This is a genomic window from Natrinema zhouii (assembly GCF_013456555.2).
GTDB lineage: Archaea > Halobacteriota > Halobacteria > Halobacteriales > Natrialbaceae > Natrinema > Natrinema zhouii.
The window spans coordinates 420,609-436,163 of sequence record NZ_CP084883.1; the positions used below are offsets into that span (position 1 = coordinate 420,609).

A 15,555-nucleotide genomic window follows, 5' to 3' on the forward strand; every position below is an offset into this window, starting at 1 on the left:
CCAATCTACAGATCACATATTCACACTATGGTGTTGCGACGATACCGGTTGGATTAAGGTAAGCCGATTCGGATAACACCCGATTACAACTGTATGGGTGTAAAAACCGCGCTCATCAGTTGTCCCACAGGGCGGGAAACTCTCCGACTTCCCGAATACTCTTTCTCGGAATATCTGAATCTGAGCCGATGGAGGCATGGATTTGGGGAGAGGGTACCAATACTACTATCCAGTTCACTGCTTCCTTTCCACCCACATGTTCGTATAGTCTGACGAGTCAATTGCAAATTTGAGCCACAGCGACGGATCTCCCAGTTCCCTCGAAAAGAGGGCCAGATACAAAAACGGAACCAGCGGGCCTGCTAGAACAATGGCCTCGTTTTTGTGGTAGTGTCTTTCAGCACCGCTGAATGCGTCGTCAGCACCGAATAGACCTCTGCTAACTCACATTTCTTTCGTGAGATCGCTGAAATAGCGTCAAATACATTTCGGCTGGTTCGAAAACTGAGGCAGCTATCGTTCGAAAAGAGTCCAGTACGCCGCTCGCATCGAATCTGTTGTGTGTTCCTTGTTCGGTGGTACGGCGGAGTTGACCGTGTCCGTATCCAGTTGTTCGAATGGGTTGGTCGCGATCGTTCATTTGCAGCCGTCCCATATCACTCGAATTTGTATTCGGCAGAGCCGAAAGACTTCTATACTTACTACGAAATGCGTTCCATAATGACGGGCACATCAAATCGGTCGGTCGAACGGGCGTTCAAGATCGTCGACGAACTCGCGGAAAACGGAGCCGGAGGTGTTTCGGACCTCGCGGGACGGCTCGATATGCCCGTCAGTACCGTCCATAACTATCTACAGACGCTCGTCTCGACGGGATACGTAGCAGTCGAAGAGAAAGAATACTCGACCACGACCCGGTTTCTCGAGGTAGGCCACCAACAACGCCACCGACTGGAAATATTCAAGGTCGTCAGCGACGAACTCCAGGATATCGCGGCGGAGACCGGCGAGCACGTCACGTTGATGATCGAAGAAAACGATCAGTGCGTGATCGTCGCGGTACAGGAAGGGCCCGACGCCGTCAATCTGTTCGCGTATCCCGGTGCACGAATGCCGCTTCACGCAGCAGCTCCCGGGAAAGCGATCCTCGCACACATGCCAGACGACCGCGTGCAGGAGATTATCGACCGACAGGGACTCATCGAGATGACAAATCGGACTATCACGGATTCCGACGTTCTCTTCGAACAACTCGAGCAGATCAGGGAACAGGGGTACGCCATCGACGAGGGCGAACGTATCGCGGGAATGGTCTGTATCTCCGCTCCGGTGCTCGACAAGAACGACCACATCCGCGGCGCGATCTGTGTCTGTGGCCCACAGAGTCGAATCGACGAGGGACGACGCGAGGAAATCGCGGACATCGTCAAACGGTCGGCGAACGTGACGCAGGTCAACCTCGATTACGTCTGACCGCCGTTCTACGTGTTTAGGCGCCCATCAGGCGTCGGACACGGCTGCCAGGGCCTCGATGGTCTCTTCAGCGACTCCGTCGGCGGCCTGCTCCGGAATCGTCACGAGCGGCCGATCGATGGCCGTTTCGCTCACGATTTCGCGAAGCCGATCGCGAGCTGCTGACGGCGTCCCGGCCACGCCAAGGTCGTGGACCATTTCGTCCGTGACCAGGGTTGCCGCGTCTGCCCGGTCGCCTGCCTGCCAGGCCTCGGCAACACGATCGACCTGATCCGGGAACTCGGTGGCGATCGCGTTCCGATATCCGTCGGCACTGCCCGCGTAATACGCGACGTGACCGCGAACGGCATCGTAGGCCTCGTCGCGATCGTCGCTCACGGCTGCCGGCACGTACGGAGCGATCGTGATTTCGTCGGGGTCGCGACCGCGTTCTCGAGCACTCGTTGCGACGACCTCGAACGCGTCGTCCAAACCGGAAAATGGGATGTTGTGCGGCATCCAGCCGTCACAGAGCCGGCCGACGACGCGCCGGTTCGCCGGTCCGAGCGCTGCGTGGTAGATCGGAACGTCCCTGTCCAGTGGCGGAACGCCTGAGACGCTGACTCGTTCCCCCTCGTAAGTGACTGGTTCGTCGTCGCCCAGGATGCGTTGAATCACTTCGATAGTTTCGTGGGACCGACGGACCGGCCGGTCGAACGTCATTCCGTGGACGTTCTCGACGGCGGTCGGTGTACTCGTCCCGACCCCGAGGGACGCACGACCGTTGGAAACTCGATCGAGGGTCACTGCGGTCATCGCGAGGACAGCGGGCGTTCGCGAAAAGACGTTGACGATGGCGGTTCCGAGCTCGACTTCATCGGTCATTGCGGCGATTTCGCTGAGTTTCACGACCGAACTCGAGCCCCATAGCTCCCCCATCCAGACGGAGTCGTATCCCTGTTTTTCCGCACTGATCGCGAGGTCGGTCGGATCGTGCGTTCCGGTCCGCGGAATGACTACTCCGAGATGCATGCCGCTCGATTAGACACATACTGTGATAAATTACCGTGGTTACCGTCCACGGGCGGCGCATCCGCCGCGATTCGGACGGCGGCGTTGATTGGTGCTCACCGGGAGCTGAGTAACGCTACCGGCCGACGAAGTCGGGATCGTCGTCGCCGAAGAACGCGTCGAGTCCGCGCTCGTAGTCTTCCGTTCGCGTTGCAGCTGCGATGCCGTCCGTCTCCGCCGCGAGCTGTCGCTCGAGCGAGCGGTCGTAGCTGTCGGTCAGCAGTCGGGTCGTCGTCCCGAACGCGCGAGTCGGCCCGACCGCCAGCTCGGCGGCGACTGTGGCCAGCCGGTCGTCGAATTCGTCGGTGGGGACGACCTCGTTGGCCAGTCCCAACTCGCGGGCTTCGTCGGGGCCGATCGGCTCGTCCCGGAGGGCGATCTCCTTGGCGGTCCGGAGGCCGACCAGTCGCGGCAGGAAGAACGTTGCACCGCCGTCACCGGTCAGCCCGATCCCCGGATACGCAAATTTGAGCGTCGCGTCCTCGCCGAGGACGAGCAGGTCCGGAAACAGCGTGAGGCTGAATCCGATTCCGGCTGCGATACCGTTGACGCCGCCGACGACCGGCGTTTCCGTCCGATGGAACTGGACGATCGCTTCGTGGGCCCGTCCGGCCAACTCCCGGATGTGGGCCGCGTCGGAGCCGTCACCGGACAGGGCACTGAGATCGGCACCGGACCCGAAGAAATCGCCCGCGTGCGTGAGCACGATACAGCGAGTATCCGGATTTTCGCCGAGGGTCGTCGCCACCGACACCAGTTCGTTCGCCATCTCGAGAGTGAGCGCGTTTCGACCGGCCGCGCTATCGAGTGTGACCGTTGCAACGCCGTCCTCGTGGTCAACTGAGAGGTTATCGTACGCAACCATCGGAGACGAGTTTGCAGCGGTCCCGCTTAACGGTTCGTGCTTCGTCGCTCCGGACTCCGACGAATCCCCGTTCAGCCGCGGTCCCCAACTAGACCACGTCGGTCAGATCAAACGGTTCGTCGACGAACAATCGTGAGTTCATCTCGTCGAGGTCGCCGGCCACGAGCGGCTCGAAGCCCATCTCGTCGATGACGTCGGTTTCCACGTCGATACCCGGTGCGACCTCCGTAAGTTCGAGTCCGGTCTCGGTGAGTTCGAAGACGGCACGCTCTGTTACGTAGACGATCGGCTGCTCGATGTCGGTGGCGTACTCGCCGCTGAAGGTGATCTGTTCGACCGAGTCGATGAACTTCGGACTCGTTCCCTCGCGTTCGATCGAGAGCGCTCCGCTTCCGGTCTCGATCTCGAGTCCATTGGTCGTCAGCGTGCCACAGAATACGACCTTCTCGGCATTCTGGGAGATGTTGATGAACCCGCCACACCCGGGGAGCTGTGACCCGAACCGGCTGACGTTGATGTTGCCCGCGGCGTCCACCTGTGCCATTCCAAGAAAGCCCATGTCGAGACCGCCGCCGTCGTAGAAGTCGAACTGCTGTGGCGAGGATACGAGCGCGTGATGGTTGCTCGCGGTCCCGAAACTGATCCCACCGGAGGCGGCGCCGCCGACCGGCCCCGACTCGACGGTTTGCGTGATCTCGTCGTCGATTCCGCCTTCAGCCGCGACGACTGGCACGAGTTCCGGGACACCCACGCCGAGATTGATGACCGAATTCGGCTCGAGTTCCATCGCAGCGCGACGAGCGATAATCGTCCGGGCGTCGAGCGGAATACCGTCACTCCCGTCGTCGGTCGGCCGTTTGATTTCACCGCTGTAGGCGGGGTTATAGTCCTCCGCGTACGTCTGCTGGTGGTGGCTCGGCGGTGCCTCAACGACGGCGTCGACCAGGACGCCGGGGACTGCGACGTCGCGAGCGGTGAGCGTCCCCGACTCCGTGAGACGCTCGACCTGTGCGATCACCGTGCCGCCGGAGTTGTGTGCGGCCTGGGCCATCGCCAACATATTCGAATCGAGCGCTTCTCGCTCCGTGGTTATGTTGCCGTCTTCGTCGGCCGTCGTCCCCCGGATAATAGCGACGTCGATCGGGACCGAGCGATAGTAGAGGTACTCCTCGCCGTCGAAGGTCACGAGTTCGACGAGGTCGTCTTCGGTGACGTCGTTCGCCTTCGCGCCGTCCTGACGCGGATCCACGAACGTCCCTAGGCCGACGTGGGTGATCGTACCGGGCTTCCCCGCGGCGGTATCGCGAAGCATGTGATCCATCACGCCGAACGGCAGGTTGTACGCCTCGATCTCGTTTGCGACGATCTTCTCCATCAGATCAGGCGTAAAGCCCCAGTGGCTCGCGATCGTGCGCTCGAGCATGCCGTCCTGAACGAGGTGCGATAGTCCACGACCCTGCCGGTCGCCCTCCGCAGCGGGATGATAGAGGGTGAGATCGCGGGGTGTGCCGGTTTCAGCGTATCGCTCACCGAGCGCCTCGAGGACGTACTCGGGAATGCCGACGGCGACGAAGCCGCCGACTCCGATCGTATCACCGTCGTCGATGCACTCGATAGCAGCCTCTCTGGACCAATGGATTGTCATACGTATGCCTCGAGAGACGCGCTATTTTTAGTTACCTATCCTCGAGTGGCCGTTCGCCGCGTCGACCAACCGTACGAGAGATACCACGGTTCTCGCCGCCGATCACTGTGTTGGCTGGCGGACGGAATGGTGAACGGACTCGCTCGACCGAGCGGTTGAGTTTGGACTGCCTGTTGTACCGAACGATGGAATCGTACGCTTTACTATCCCACTCCCGAATCACCGCGTATGGAGCTGACAAACGAGCAGCAGCTGATACGGGAGACGGTCCGAGAATTCGTCGAGGAGGAAGTCGTCGATTCGGTCGACGAGTACGACGAGGAGCAGACGTTTCCGGAAGACGTCTGGGACGGGCTCGCAGCGCTCGATCTAACCGGGCTGACGGTCCCGGAAGAGTACGGCGGGTTCGACGCCGACGAAGTGACCTACAGCATCGTCAACGAGGAAGTAGCGCGCGGACATCTGGCGGTCGCAACGGCGCTGTCGGTTCACTGTCTGGCGACGTCGTGTATCCGCCAGTTCGGCTCCGACGAACACAGAGAGCAGTGGCTGCCGGAGATGGTCGATGGCCGGCCGGTCGGCGCGTTCGCGCTCTCGGAGCCGGACGCCGGGTCGAATCCGGCGGAGATGAGCACCGAGGCTCGTCTCGAGGACGGTGAGTACGTAATCAACGGGAAGAAACAGTGGATCACGAACGGAAAGCGAGCGGGCGTCGTCGTTCTGTTCGCGAAAACCGATCGCGACGACCCGGACAGCGCGACGCAGTTCTTGGTTCCCAAAGACACGCCGGGACTGGAAGTCGGCAAGAAAGAGGACAAACTCGGACTGCGCGCGAGTGACACGACGACGCTGCTCTTCGATGACGCGCGAATTCCCGCGGAGAACCGCCTGACCGAGGTTGGCGAAGGGTTGAAAGCCGCGTTCTCGATCCTAACCGGCGGTCGGATCGCAATCGCCAGCCAGGCTGTCGGAGTCGCTCAGGCAGCCCTCGACGCTGCCGTGAGTTACGCCAACGAACGCGAACAGTTCGGGGAGCCGATCATCAACCACCAGGCGATCGCACACAAGCTCGCGGACATGCAGACGGACGTCCAGGCCGCACGCCTGCTGACGCGCGACGCCGCCCGAAAGAACGACGACAGTCTCGACGCGCAAGCGGCGAGCATGGCGAAGTACTTCGCGAGCGAAACGGCCGTCGACGTCGCGAACGAAGCGGTCCAGGTTCACGGCGGCTACGGGTACACCAAGGACTTCGACGTCGAACGCTACTACCGAGACGCCAAGATCACCACGATCTACGAAGGCACCTCGGAAATACAGAAAGAGGTTATCTCACGGCACCTGACGGAGTGACTTACTCGTACTCGTAGAACCCGCTGCCCGTCTTCTTCCCGAGGTCACCAGCCTCGACCTTTCGCTTGAGGAGGTAGGCGGGTTTGTACCGATCGCCCAACTCCTCGTGGAGCGTTTCGGAGGCGTGCAGGCAGATGTCCAGCCCGATGTGGTCGGCCAGCGTCAGCGGCCCCATCGGGACGTTCGTCCCGAGTTCCATCCCCGTATCGATGTCCTCCTTCGTGGCGACGTCTTCGTCGTAGGCCCGGATCCCCTCGTTGATCCAGGGCATCAGGATCCGATTCGTGACGAACCCCGGCTTGTCGTCGGATTCCCACGTTGTCTTCTCGAGGTCTTCGGCGAAGGCACGGGCCAGTTCGGTGACGTCATCGGCCGTCTTCTCGCCGACGACGATCTCGACGCCCTCCATGATCGGAACCGGGTTCATGAAATGCAACCCGACCACGCGCTCGGGGTGTTCGAGGTCGGCCGCGATCGAGGTGATCGAGATCGTACTCGTGTTCGTCGCCAGCAGGACGTCCTCGTCACAGACCCGCTCGAGGTCGGCGAAAATCTCCCGCTTGACGTCTAGCTCCTCGAGGGCCGCCTCGATGACGATATCACAGTCCGCGAGGTCCTCGAGGTCGGTCGTGCCGGTGATTCGGTCACGGGTGTCGTCGGCCTCATCCTCGGTCAAGTGGTCTCTAGAGACGAGCCGACCGAGACTGTCGTCGATCGTCTCGAAGCCGCTTTCGACGTACTCCGATTCGATGTCGCGCATCACGACATCGTAGTCCGCAGTTGCGGCGACCTGTGCGATGCCACTGCCCATCGTGCCCGCGCCGACGACGCCGACACGGTTGATCGTCTCTCCGTGCAAATCCATCACTCGTTGGTGGTCGGACGGTCGTAGTAAATGTCCCGACTCACGTCGGTGTCGGCGACGCCGGTCGCCTGTTGCTGGTCACCGTTCGACACAGCTATACCGGACGAGTCAGTACGGACGTGTGGTAGCTAATGTCGCAGGTACACCTCGCAGGAACAGGCATGACTTCGTTTGGATCGCATCCCGGTCGGACGGGCAGGGACATGTTCGCGAGCGCCGGGCTCGAGGCCCTCGAAGACGCCGGCGTTCCGGCTGCGGACGTCGACGAACTCTTCTACGGCAACTTCGTCGGCACCCTCTCGGAACGACAGGGACACCAGGGCCCGCTCATGGCGGAGGCGCTCGGAACGACCGTTCCGTCACGACGGATCGAAAGCGCGTGTGCCTCGAGTGGGCTCGCGGTCCACGACGCCGTTCGTGCGATTGGGAGCGGCGACGCCGACGTCGTCGTCGCCGGCGGAATGGAGCGGATGACGAACATGGGAACCGCCGGTGCCACCGATGGGCTGGCCAGGGCGGCTGACGACCTCTACGAGGTCCGGTCCGGCGTCACCTTCCCGGGTGCGTACGCGCTGATGGCGCGAGCGTACTTCGACGAGTACGGCGGCACTCACGAGGACCTCGCCCACATCGCGGTCAAAAATCACGACAACGCGCTCGTCAACGATCACGCTCACCTCCAACAGGAGATCACGGTCGCGGAGGCGCTCGAAGCGCCCGAGATCGCGGCTCCGTTCGGCCTGTACGATGCCTGTCCGATCAGCGACGGTGCAGCCGCACTCGTGTTGATGTCCCCGGCGTACGCTGCGGAGCACGACCTCGAGGCCGGCGTTGCGATCACCGGTGCTGGACACGGCGGAGATACGATGGCGCTTCACGATCGGCCGACGCTCTCGCGGACACCCGCTACTCGGGAGGCCGCCGAGGCGGCTTACGACGACGCCAGTATCGATCCGGACGACGTCGCCATCGCCGAAGTCCACGACTGCTTTACGATCGCGGAGGTCTTCGCCCTCGAGGCGCTCGGGATGTATAGGGGCGGCAAGGCGATCGGGGCGGCTCGCCGCGGCGAGACGCGCCGTGACGGGGAGTTGCCGGTCAATCTCTCCGGCGGACTGAAAGCGAAGGGCCATCCCGTTGGCGCGACCGGGGCCGCACAGGTGGCGGCCGTGGCCACGCTGCTCGACGGAAGCCATCCGCGCGCCGGGGCCGTCGCCGACGACGCGACGATCGGCGTCGCCCAGAACGCCGGCGGCACGGTCGCCAGTGCGACCGTTCACGTCCTGGAGGTGATGGAATAATGACTGCTGCCACCGACGGTGGGTACGACGAGTTCCTCGACGCGCTCGCGGATGGAGACGGATACTTCTACGCCTGCTCGAACGGGCACGGCCTGCTTCCGCCGCGGCAGGCCTGTCCGCACTGCGGCGACCGTGAGTTAGCACGCCGGGAACTGCCACGGACGGGAACGATCGTTACCCACACGACGGTCTCCGTTCCGACGCCGCAGTTCGACGACGATGCACCCTACGTCACTGCTATCGTCGAATTCGGACAGGTACGGCTCACGGGGATCGTCCGAAGGGTCGACCGTGACGACGTCGCGATCGAACAGCGCGTCACTGCGACTGTCGAACCGAGCGAGACGACGGGCGATCGGACGATCACGTTCCGTCCAGCGCAGTAACACGAATCGAATGGCCCACACTACCGACATCACCGTCGATTGGGGAGATACCGACGCCGGCGGGCTCATCTACTACCCGCGATTCTTCCACTTCGTGGTCGTCGGGCTGAACGACTACTTCACTCCGGCCGTCGACGGCGGCCATCCGATGGAGGCCTACCGATCGGACGGGTATCTCCTCCCCGCAGTCGAGGCGTCGGCATCGTTTCACTCGCCGCTTCGAGCCGGCGACGACGCGACCATCGAGACGACCGTCGTCCGAATCGGCGACACCTCGCTTACGGTGGCGTTTTCGGTCACGCACCGGTCGAGTGGCGAAGCGGCCGCCGACGGCGAGGTGTCGTTCGTTTTCGTCGATTCCGATTTCGAGCCGGCGTCGTTGCCCGAGTCGTTCTACGACTGCGTCCGCAAACGCGGCGACGCGAACGAGTGAGAGCTGGCCTCGAAAAGTGACGAAACACTAGCTATCCACGGAACGGGCGTCAAATACTGCGACAGAGAATAGTGACTCACTCGAGTGAGTCCTCGCGATCCGACTACAGGTCGTGTTTTGCCTGTTCTTTCTCCCGGAGTTCGACGCGGCGGATCTTCCCGCTCGAGGTTTTCGGGAGTTCGTCCGTGAACTCGATCCGACGGGGATACTTGTAGGGAGCCGTTTCTTCTTTCATGAACGCCTGGATCTCGTCTTTCAGTTCGTCGCTGCTCTCGTAGTCCTCGGCGAGGATCACGTAGGCCTTGACGACGTTGCCGCGTTCTTCGTGTGGGCTGTCGACCACGGCGGCTTCGGCGACGGCATCGTGGCTAACGAGCGCGTCCTCGACCTCGAACGGACCGATCCGGTAGCCAGAGGAGATGATGATATCGTCGGCCCGTCCCTCGAAGAAGAAGTAGCCGTCCTCGTCCCGGGAGGCGAGGTCACCGGTCCGGTAGTACTCGCCCGAGAGCTTCTGCTCGTCGAGTTCCGGCTTCTCGTAGTAGCCGTCGAAGATCGCCGGCGAGTCGACCGGAACGGCGATCTCACCGATCTCGCCGATTTCGACCTCTTCCTCGTCGTCGACGTCGATGATCGTCGCGCCGACGCCGGGGGTTGGCTTGCCCATACTTCCGGACTTGATCTCGATACCAGGGTAGTTCGTCACGAGCGCGACGGTTTCGGTCTGGCCGTAGCCGTCGCGCGGAGTGACGCCCCACGCGTCCCGGATACGTTCGATCGGCTCGCGGTTGAGCGGTTCACCCGCCGAGAGCGTGTCGGTTAGCTGGACGTCGTACGCCTCGAGGTCGGCGTTCGCGAACATCCGGTACTGGGTCGGGACGGAACAAAGCTTGGTAATGCCCTCTTCCTCGAGGATTTCGAGGAACGTTTCGGGCTCGAACTCTCCGTCGTAGATGAGCTGGGTCGCACCGGTCGTCAGACCCACACCGACCGGGCTCCAGAACCACTTCGCCCAGCCGGTCCCGGTCGTCGCCCACAGCAGTTCGTCCTCGAGGTCGGTCTCCTCGTCGATACCCCACCAGTACGGCGCGTTGATGCGATTGAAGCAGTACTGCCAGCGGTGTTTGTGCAAGACCGGCTTCGGTTGCCCGGTCGTCCCGCTGGTATAGTTGATCGTCATCGGATCGTCAGCCGTCAGCTCCGGGCCGTCGTAGTCGGTCGATTCGTCAGCCATAACGTCCGTGGCTGTCATCCAGTTCTCGCCGTGTAGATCCGCCTCGGTACCATCGAGAACGATTACGCGCTCGAGGGGCGTCTCGTCGAGGACCGGCTCGACCATGTCTGTCAGTGACTCGTGGACGACGATGCTCGTTGCGTTGCAGTCGTTTGCCCGGAATTCGATATCTTTCGAGCGAAGCATCGACGAGCAGGGGACTAACAGCGAACCGGTCGCCAGCGCACCGAGCTGAACGGCAAAGGCGTCGGGATGGCGAGGAAAGAGGTGCATGATTCGGTCGCCTTTGCCGACGCCGCTCGCCTCGAGCCCGTTCGCGAACCGATTCGTGTCGTCCTGGATGTCAGCGTACGTCCGTTCCTCGCGATCGGCGTCGTCGCTCAGAAACCGAACGGCGACTCGATCACCGAAGTCCTCGGCGTGGTTGGCGACGACCGACGTGATCGTGTACGAATCCGGGATGGCCCACTCGAAGCTCTCCACTTCTGCATCATAGTTTATACCCATACTCCGCTAATCATAGCTCGCCGGCTTGAATCTTTTGTTATTCGTGTCATTACATATCATGGGACATGGAACTGTCCCTGGAACTATCCCGTGCTGAGAGCGTCCCCCAGACCGACAGTCGGACTGAGGCGAAATGCGACGATGTTCCCCGGCCGTCCTTAGCAGGCCGTCTGGGACAGGCAATCGCTCACGGGCATCTCTGAAGACGCATCGTCAGGTCCAGCAGCGATCCGGTGGACCTGGTTGTGACCGGCCACAGCGAAGTCCGGTGGACCCGGTTGTGACCGGCCAGATACTGGACTAGGGCAAGACTTTAGAATAGTTGTCTGTATACAGTAGACAATGTTCGACGAGCAAGAACTGGCGGATATTTCCCAGCAACGGGAGTCGTGGGAGGAAGACACGCTCGAGCCGTTTCTGGAGCGTGGCGAGCGGAAAGAGCGGTTCGCGACGGTTTCGAACCACGAAGTCGATCGTCTCTACACGGCGAACGACATCGCCGACCTCGATTTTGACGAGGACCTCGGCTTCCCCGGCGAGCCGCCGTACACTCGGGGGCCGTATCCGACGATGTATCGCGGACGCACGTGGACGATGCGACAGTTCGCGGGTTTCGGGACCGCCGAGGAGACCAACGAGCGGTTTCACTACCTCATCGACGAAGGGCAAACGGGGCTCTCGACTGCCTTCGACATGCCGTCGCTCATGGGTCTCGACTCGGACCATCCGATGAGCGAGGGCGAGGTCGGCAAGGAAGGCGTCGCCGTCGATACCCTTCGTGACATGGAAATCCTCTTCGACGAGATTGACATTAGCGACGTGTCGACCTCGTTCACGATCAACCCTTCGGCGGCTGTCATCTATGCGATGTATATTGCACTGGCCGACCAGCAGGGTATCCCCCGTGACGAAGTCAAGGGGACCCTTCAGAACGACATGCTCAAGGAGTTCATTGCCCAAAAGGAGTGGGTGATCCCCCCCGATCCCTCCCTCAAAATCGTCACGGACACGATCGAGTTCGCCGTCGACGAGACGCCGAACTTTCACCCGGTTTCCATCTCCGGCTATCACATCCGCGAAGCCGGATCGACCGCCGCTCAGGAGGCCGCGTTCACGCTCGCAGACGGGTTCGCATACGTGGAGGACTGCCTCGAGCGTGGACTCGAGGTCGACGAGTTCGCGCCGCTACTCTCGTTTTTCTTCAACTCCCACAATTCTATCTTCGAAGAAATCGCAAAATTCCGGGCCTCACGTCGCATCTATGCCCGCATGATGGACGAACGGTACGACGCAGAACGACCCGAATCGAAGCGGCTGAAATTCCACACACAGACGGCAGGCCAGTCGCTGACTGCCCAGCAGCCCCTGAACAATATCGTCCGCGTTACCATTCAGGCGCTGGCCGGCGTCCTCGGCGGGACCCAGTCACTGCACACCAACAGCTTCGATGAGGCCCTGGCGCTTCCAAGCGAGAAGGCGGTCCGCGTCGCCCTGCGCACGCAGCAGATCATCGCCGACGAATCCGGTGCAGCCGACATCGTCGATCCGATGGGTGGCAGTTTCGCGATCGAGAAACTCACGAACGAGATGGAAGCCGAAATCCTGTCGTACATTGAGGAGATCGAGGAGATCGGTAACGGCTCGATCCGTGACGGAGTCCTCGACGGCATCGACCAGGGGTACTTCCAGCGCGAGATCGGTGAGGCGAGCTACGAGTACCAACAGCGCGTCGAACACGGTGAGGAGGTCGTCGTCGGCGTCAACAAGTTCACCATCGAGGAGGATACCTCGCCGGACACCCTCCAGATCGACGAGACGACCCGTGAGCGTCAACTCGCCCGACTCGAGCGTGTCAAAGACGAACGCAACGACGAGGAAGTCGACGCGACACTGTCTGCGCTGTCGGACGCCATCGAGAACGAGGAAAACGTCATGCCGTACATCGTCGACGCCGTGAAAGCGTACGTCTCGATGGGCGAAATCATGCAGGTCTTCGAGGACCACCACGGCGCGTATCAGGAGGAACTCTCACCCGTCTGAGTGAGGCAACGACGCTAATTCGTCGATCCCTTCCGTGTACGCTCCCGTTCGAGACGGGACACTTCTGATAGGAGCCTCCACCGATCGGTAATCGCTGACTCCTGTGCTACGTTTTGAATCGCATCGATATTGTCGACGGCCGCTTCGCGGACTGTCATGTACTACCACTGAGAGTAGCGGAAGTAACCATCTTCACCAGCTCTGAAGCCGGTACCGTCGAGACGATACAACTCCTCTTTCACTTTCGAAAATCTACTGCGTTTCATCCGGCATTCCGATAGCTTGATATTCTCTCGGGCGCTCACGACACGCTCGTTCCAAAGATCATGGACGGCCTCGAGGAGTACGGGGCACTGGAGGACACGCTCGTTCTCGTCGGCGGCGTGATCCCCGAAGAGGATCGCGCCGAACTCGAGGCAGCGGGCATTTCGGCAATCTTCGGCCCTGGGACATCGGTCGACGAAACGATCGAGTTCGTTCGCGAGAACACAGCCGAGCGATGAGTACCGACGAGGCTCTGCTCACAGGCGAACATCGCGCCGGCTCGAGTCGTTTCGACTAGCAAGAACCGCTCGCTGGGCTACCGGGGAGTTCATCTTAGAGCTATTTCCCCACACGGGCGGAGCCGCCGCAGGGCGATACTAATAATATTACTGTCACGATCACCGGAAACTGGTCTTGGGAATCTGGTACAATTAATATAGACTCGAAGCAATTCCTACTGTCACAGTCTTTGGACGGCGTGGTACCAATCTAACTGCTGCGTTTGTGCATGAACTAGCCGAGAAATACGATCTCTTCGAAGTCAAATTGCTCGTCGATGGCTATGGATATCTAATTCCCTCTCTCGATTAGGACTGAGCGGTCAGTTCGACTACGTCGATCAAAACCTAATCGAAAAGTAGTTTCACACCTTCAAGATACGCGTTGACTGCTTTCATAACTCGTGGGTGGGGAAGTCGGGTGTGCGTCAGGAACTGACTTGAGCAATTTGTACACTACTATAACGCACAACGGCCGTACCAATCACTCACTGGACAGATACTATTGGAGGTGCTCAACTAGACTCTGCCACCTGCTCACTTCTCAAACTGGCCTCACTAGACACTGCCATTTTATCGTCGTGATCGCCGGACTATACGACGCGCATGTTTCCTTCTGGAAGCAGCACTCAAAGTGGTCAGTCGTCGGTAACGGTAACCGGTTCCGGCTGCGACCCAACGTGCTTGAGGTGGGCACGGATTGTCGGCGTGGCGAGGTAGCAGCCATACGCTAAGGCGAGACCGACGGCAAGGTCCGTGAGCCAGTGGATGCCGAGATATAGCGTGGAGGCGAGGATGGTCCCGGTGACCGCCCAACTGCGCCGTTTGTATCCACTGGGTGCGTGGAGGGACGCAGTCGCGGCGAGGCCAGCGTGTAGGCTCGGAAATGCCTTCTGAAGGGTATCGACATTCTTCATGAATGTCTGAACCGGGCCGGTGGATTCATAGAGTACCGGCTCGACGCCTTGCAGGTAGTATCCGGTGACGCCGGCGGGCACGAAATAGAAGAATGGCATGGACACAAGGAGGAGAGTCGTGTACGTGGCGACGTAATCAAGTGCTTGAGTGCGGCCGTGGCGATACTTCAAACTAATGTACGTAGCGAGGAGCAGCGCGGGGTACACAAGAAGGTAGACGATGACAAACAGCGTGGTTAGGATAAGGTTTGGGTCGGGCTGGAGTACTGCGACGGCGTTTCCCTCAAAAGCGTACATGAGGTCTGTGCGGAGCGGATACGGTGACTATCTGGATGCCATGCCGGCGATACCCGAAACGACGAGTACCACCGCAATGTAACAGGCATCGCGAAGGTCAAGTGGAGGACGCATCAATCCGGGTATTGAAAATTGTTCTCTAAATACCTATTGGTTATGAAAAAGTAGTGTATCCCACATGAATTGCTCCCGCATTGTCGGAACAGTGGGCATATGTCGCGAATTAGTGTTGTCGACATTGCTAATAGATAGTGTCCCACATGATCATATTTCATCCTGAATTTATTATATGTAGGGGTGGTGTTACCATTGGTAAAGAAATACGGTTACAGGCGCTGATTAGAGACTGGCATTGTCTCAGCCTCGTCCGGCGGTAGCTGTTTCCTTCGGTTCTCTGAACGTTCTGAGGTTTCTTGCGGAAACTATATTTCGAGTTCTGAACAGTCTCCATCCGCTCTCGAGACAATATACTTATACTATGGGAGGACCGTCTGTCTCTATGACCAATTCAGAACCTCGCCGACGGGACGTTCTCGTCGCGGTCTCGGGAACCTCCCTCCTGCTGGCAGGCTGTACGGAAAGTGACTCGTCGGTCACCGACTACGGGACCGCATACGGACGCGAATACGGATCCGGGAACGAGTAAC

13 protein-coding genes and 1 pseudogene are annotated in these 15,555 nt (G+C 60.4%); 8 read left to right on the top strand and 6 right to left on the bottom strand.

Going from position 1 to position 15,555, the window contains the following annotated elements; all coding sequences use genetic code 11:
* Nucleotides 1-720 precede the first annotated feature (720 nt).
* The gene (locus HYG81_RS42205; protein ID WP_226778147.1) at nt 721-1,473 is read left to right on the top strand and encodes an IclR family transcriptional regulator; all 753 of its coding nucleotides are present in this window, start codon (nt 721-723) and stop codon (nt 1,471-1,473) included.
* 27 nt (nt 1,474-1,500) lie between these two features.
* On the opposite strand, the gene HYG81_RS42210 is transcribed toward HYG81_RS42205, so the two are convergent.
* The 3 genes from HYG81_RS42210 to HYG81_RS42220 form a co-directional block, all read right to left on the bottom strand.
* The gene (locus tag HYG81_RS42210) at nt 1,501-2,484 is read right to left on the bottom strand and encodes an LLM class flavin-dependent oxidoreductase (protein WP_226778148.1); all 984 of its coding nucleotides are present in this window, start codon (nt 2,482-2,484) and stop codon (nt 1,501-1,503) included.
* A 115-nt stretch (nt 2,485-2,599) separates the two neighbouring features.
* Nucleotides 2,600-3,388: an enoyl-CoA hydratase/isomerase family protein gene (locus tag HYG81_RS42215; protein WP_226778149.1), complete on the bottom strand. Its 789-nt coding sequence runs from the start codon at nt 3,386-3,388 to the stop codon at nt 2,600-2,602.
* A gap of 88 nt (nt 3,389-3,476) precedes the next feature.
* Nucleotides 3,477-5,033 (bottom strand): acyl CoA:acetate/3-ketoacid CoA transferase, encoded by a 1,557-nt coding sequence (locus HYG81_RS42220; protein ID WP_226778150.1) that lies wholly within the window; start codon nt 5,031-5,033, stop codon nt 3,477-3,479.
* Nucleotides 5,034-5,261: 228 nt separating this feature from the next.
* Here HYG81_RS42220 and HYG81_RS42225 point away from each other — a divergent pair, with 228 nt between their 5' ends.
* On the top strand, nt 5,262-6,386 hold the full coding sequence (locus tag HYG81_RS42225) for an acyl-CoA dehydrogenase family protein (RefSeq protein ID WP_226778151.1): 1,125 nt from the start codon (nt 5,262-5,264) through the stop codon (nt 6,384-6,386).
* A 1-nt stretch (nt 6,387) separates the two neighbouring features.
* On the opposite strand, the gene HYG81_RS42230 is transcribed toward HYG81_RS42225, so the two are convergent.
* The gene (locus HYG81_RS42230) at nt 6,388-7,251 is read right to left on the bottom strand and encodes a 3-hydroxyacyl-CoA dehydrogenase family protein (protein ID WP_226778152.1); all 864 of its coding nucleotides are present in this window, start codon (nt 7,249-7,251) and stop codon (nt 6,388-6,390) included.
* A 131-nt stretch (nt 7,252-7,382) separates the two neighbouring features.
* Here HYG81_RS42230 and HYG81_RS42235 point away from each other — a divergent pair, with 131 nt between their 5' ends.
* Genes HYG81_RS42235 through HYG81_RS42245 form a run of 3 tightly spaced genes read left to right on the top strand, consistent with a single transcriptional unit; the run spans nt 7,383 to nt 9,371 of the window.
* Nucleotides 7,383-8,552 (top strand): thiolase C-terminal domain-containing protein, encoded by a 1,170-nt coding sequence (locus tag HYG81_RS42235; RefSeq protein WP_226778153.1) that lies wholly within the window; start codon nt 7,383-7,385, stop codon nt 8,550-8,552.
* Complete coding sequence (locus HYG81_RS42240; protein WP_226778154.1) at nt 8,552-8,938, top strand: Zn-ribbon domain-containing OB-fold protein; 387 nt, start codon at nt 8,552-8,554, stop codon at nt 8,936-8,938. The genes HYG81_RS42235 and HYG81_RS42240 overlap by 1 nt, the downstream gene beginning before the upstream one ends.
* Nucleotides 8,939-8,948: 10 nt before the next feature.
* Nucleotides 8,949-9,371 (top strand): acyl-CoA thioesterase, encoded by a 423-nt coding sequence (locus tag HYG81_RS42245; protein ID WP_226778155.1) that lies wholly within the window; start codon nt 8,949-8,951, stop codon nt 9,369-9,371.
* Nucleotides 9,372-9,474: 103 nt separating this feature from the next.
* On the opposite strand, the gene HYG81_RS42250 is transcribed toward HYG81_RS42245, so the two are convergent.
* The gene (locus HYG81_RS42250; protein ID WP_226778156.1) at nt 9,475-11,112 is read right to left on the bottom strand and encodes an acetate--CoA ligase; all 1,638 of its coding nucleotides are present in this window, start codon (nt 11,110-11,112) and stop codon (nt 9,475-9,477) included.
* 342 nt (nt 11,113-11,454) lie between these two features.
* On the opposite strand from HYG81_RS42250, the gene HYG81_RS42255 reads away from it, so the two are divergent.
* Complete coding sequence (locus HYG81_RS42255) at nt 11,455-13,152, top strand: acyl-CoA mutase large subunit family protein (RefSeq protein WP_226778157.1); 1,698 nt, start codon at nt 11,455-11,457, stop codon at nt 13,150-13,152.
* Between the two features lie 281 nt (nt 13,153-13,433).
* Nucleotides 13,434-13,655: pseudogene (locus HYG81_RS42260) on the top strand (methylmalonyl-CoA mutase); the annotation flags it as partial.
* 677 nt (nt 13,656-14,332) lie between these two features.
* Here HYG81_RS42260 and HYG81_RS42270 read toward each other — a convergent pair.
* The gene (locus HYG81_RS42270) at nt 14,333-14,908 is read right to left on the bottom strand and encodes a phosphatase PAP2 family protein (RefSeq protein WP_226778158.1); all 576 of its coding nucleotides are present in this window, start codon (nt 14,906-14,908) and stop codon (nt 14,333-14,335) included.
* A 499-nt stretch (nt 14,909-15,407) separates the two neighbouring features.
* On the opposite strand from HYG81_RS42270, the gene HYG81_RS42275 reads away from it, so the two are divergent.
* A complete protein-coding gene (locus HYG81_RS42275; protein ID WP_226778159.1) occupies nt 15,408-15,554 on the top strand; it encodes a hypothetical protein in 147 nt (48 codons plus the stop codon).
* The last annotated feature ends 1 nt before the right edge of the window (nt 15,555 follow it).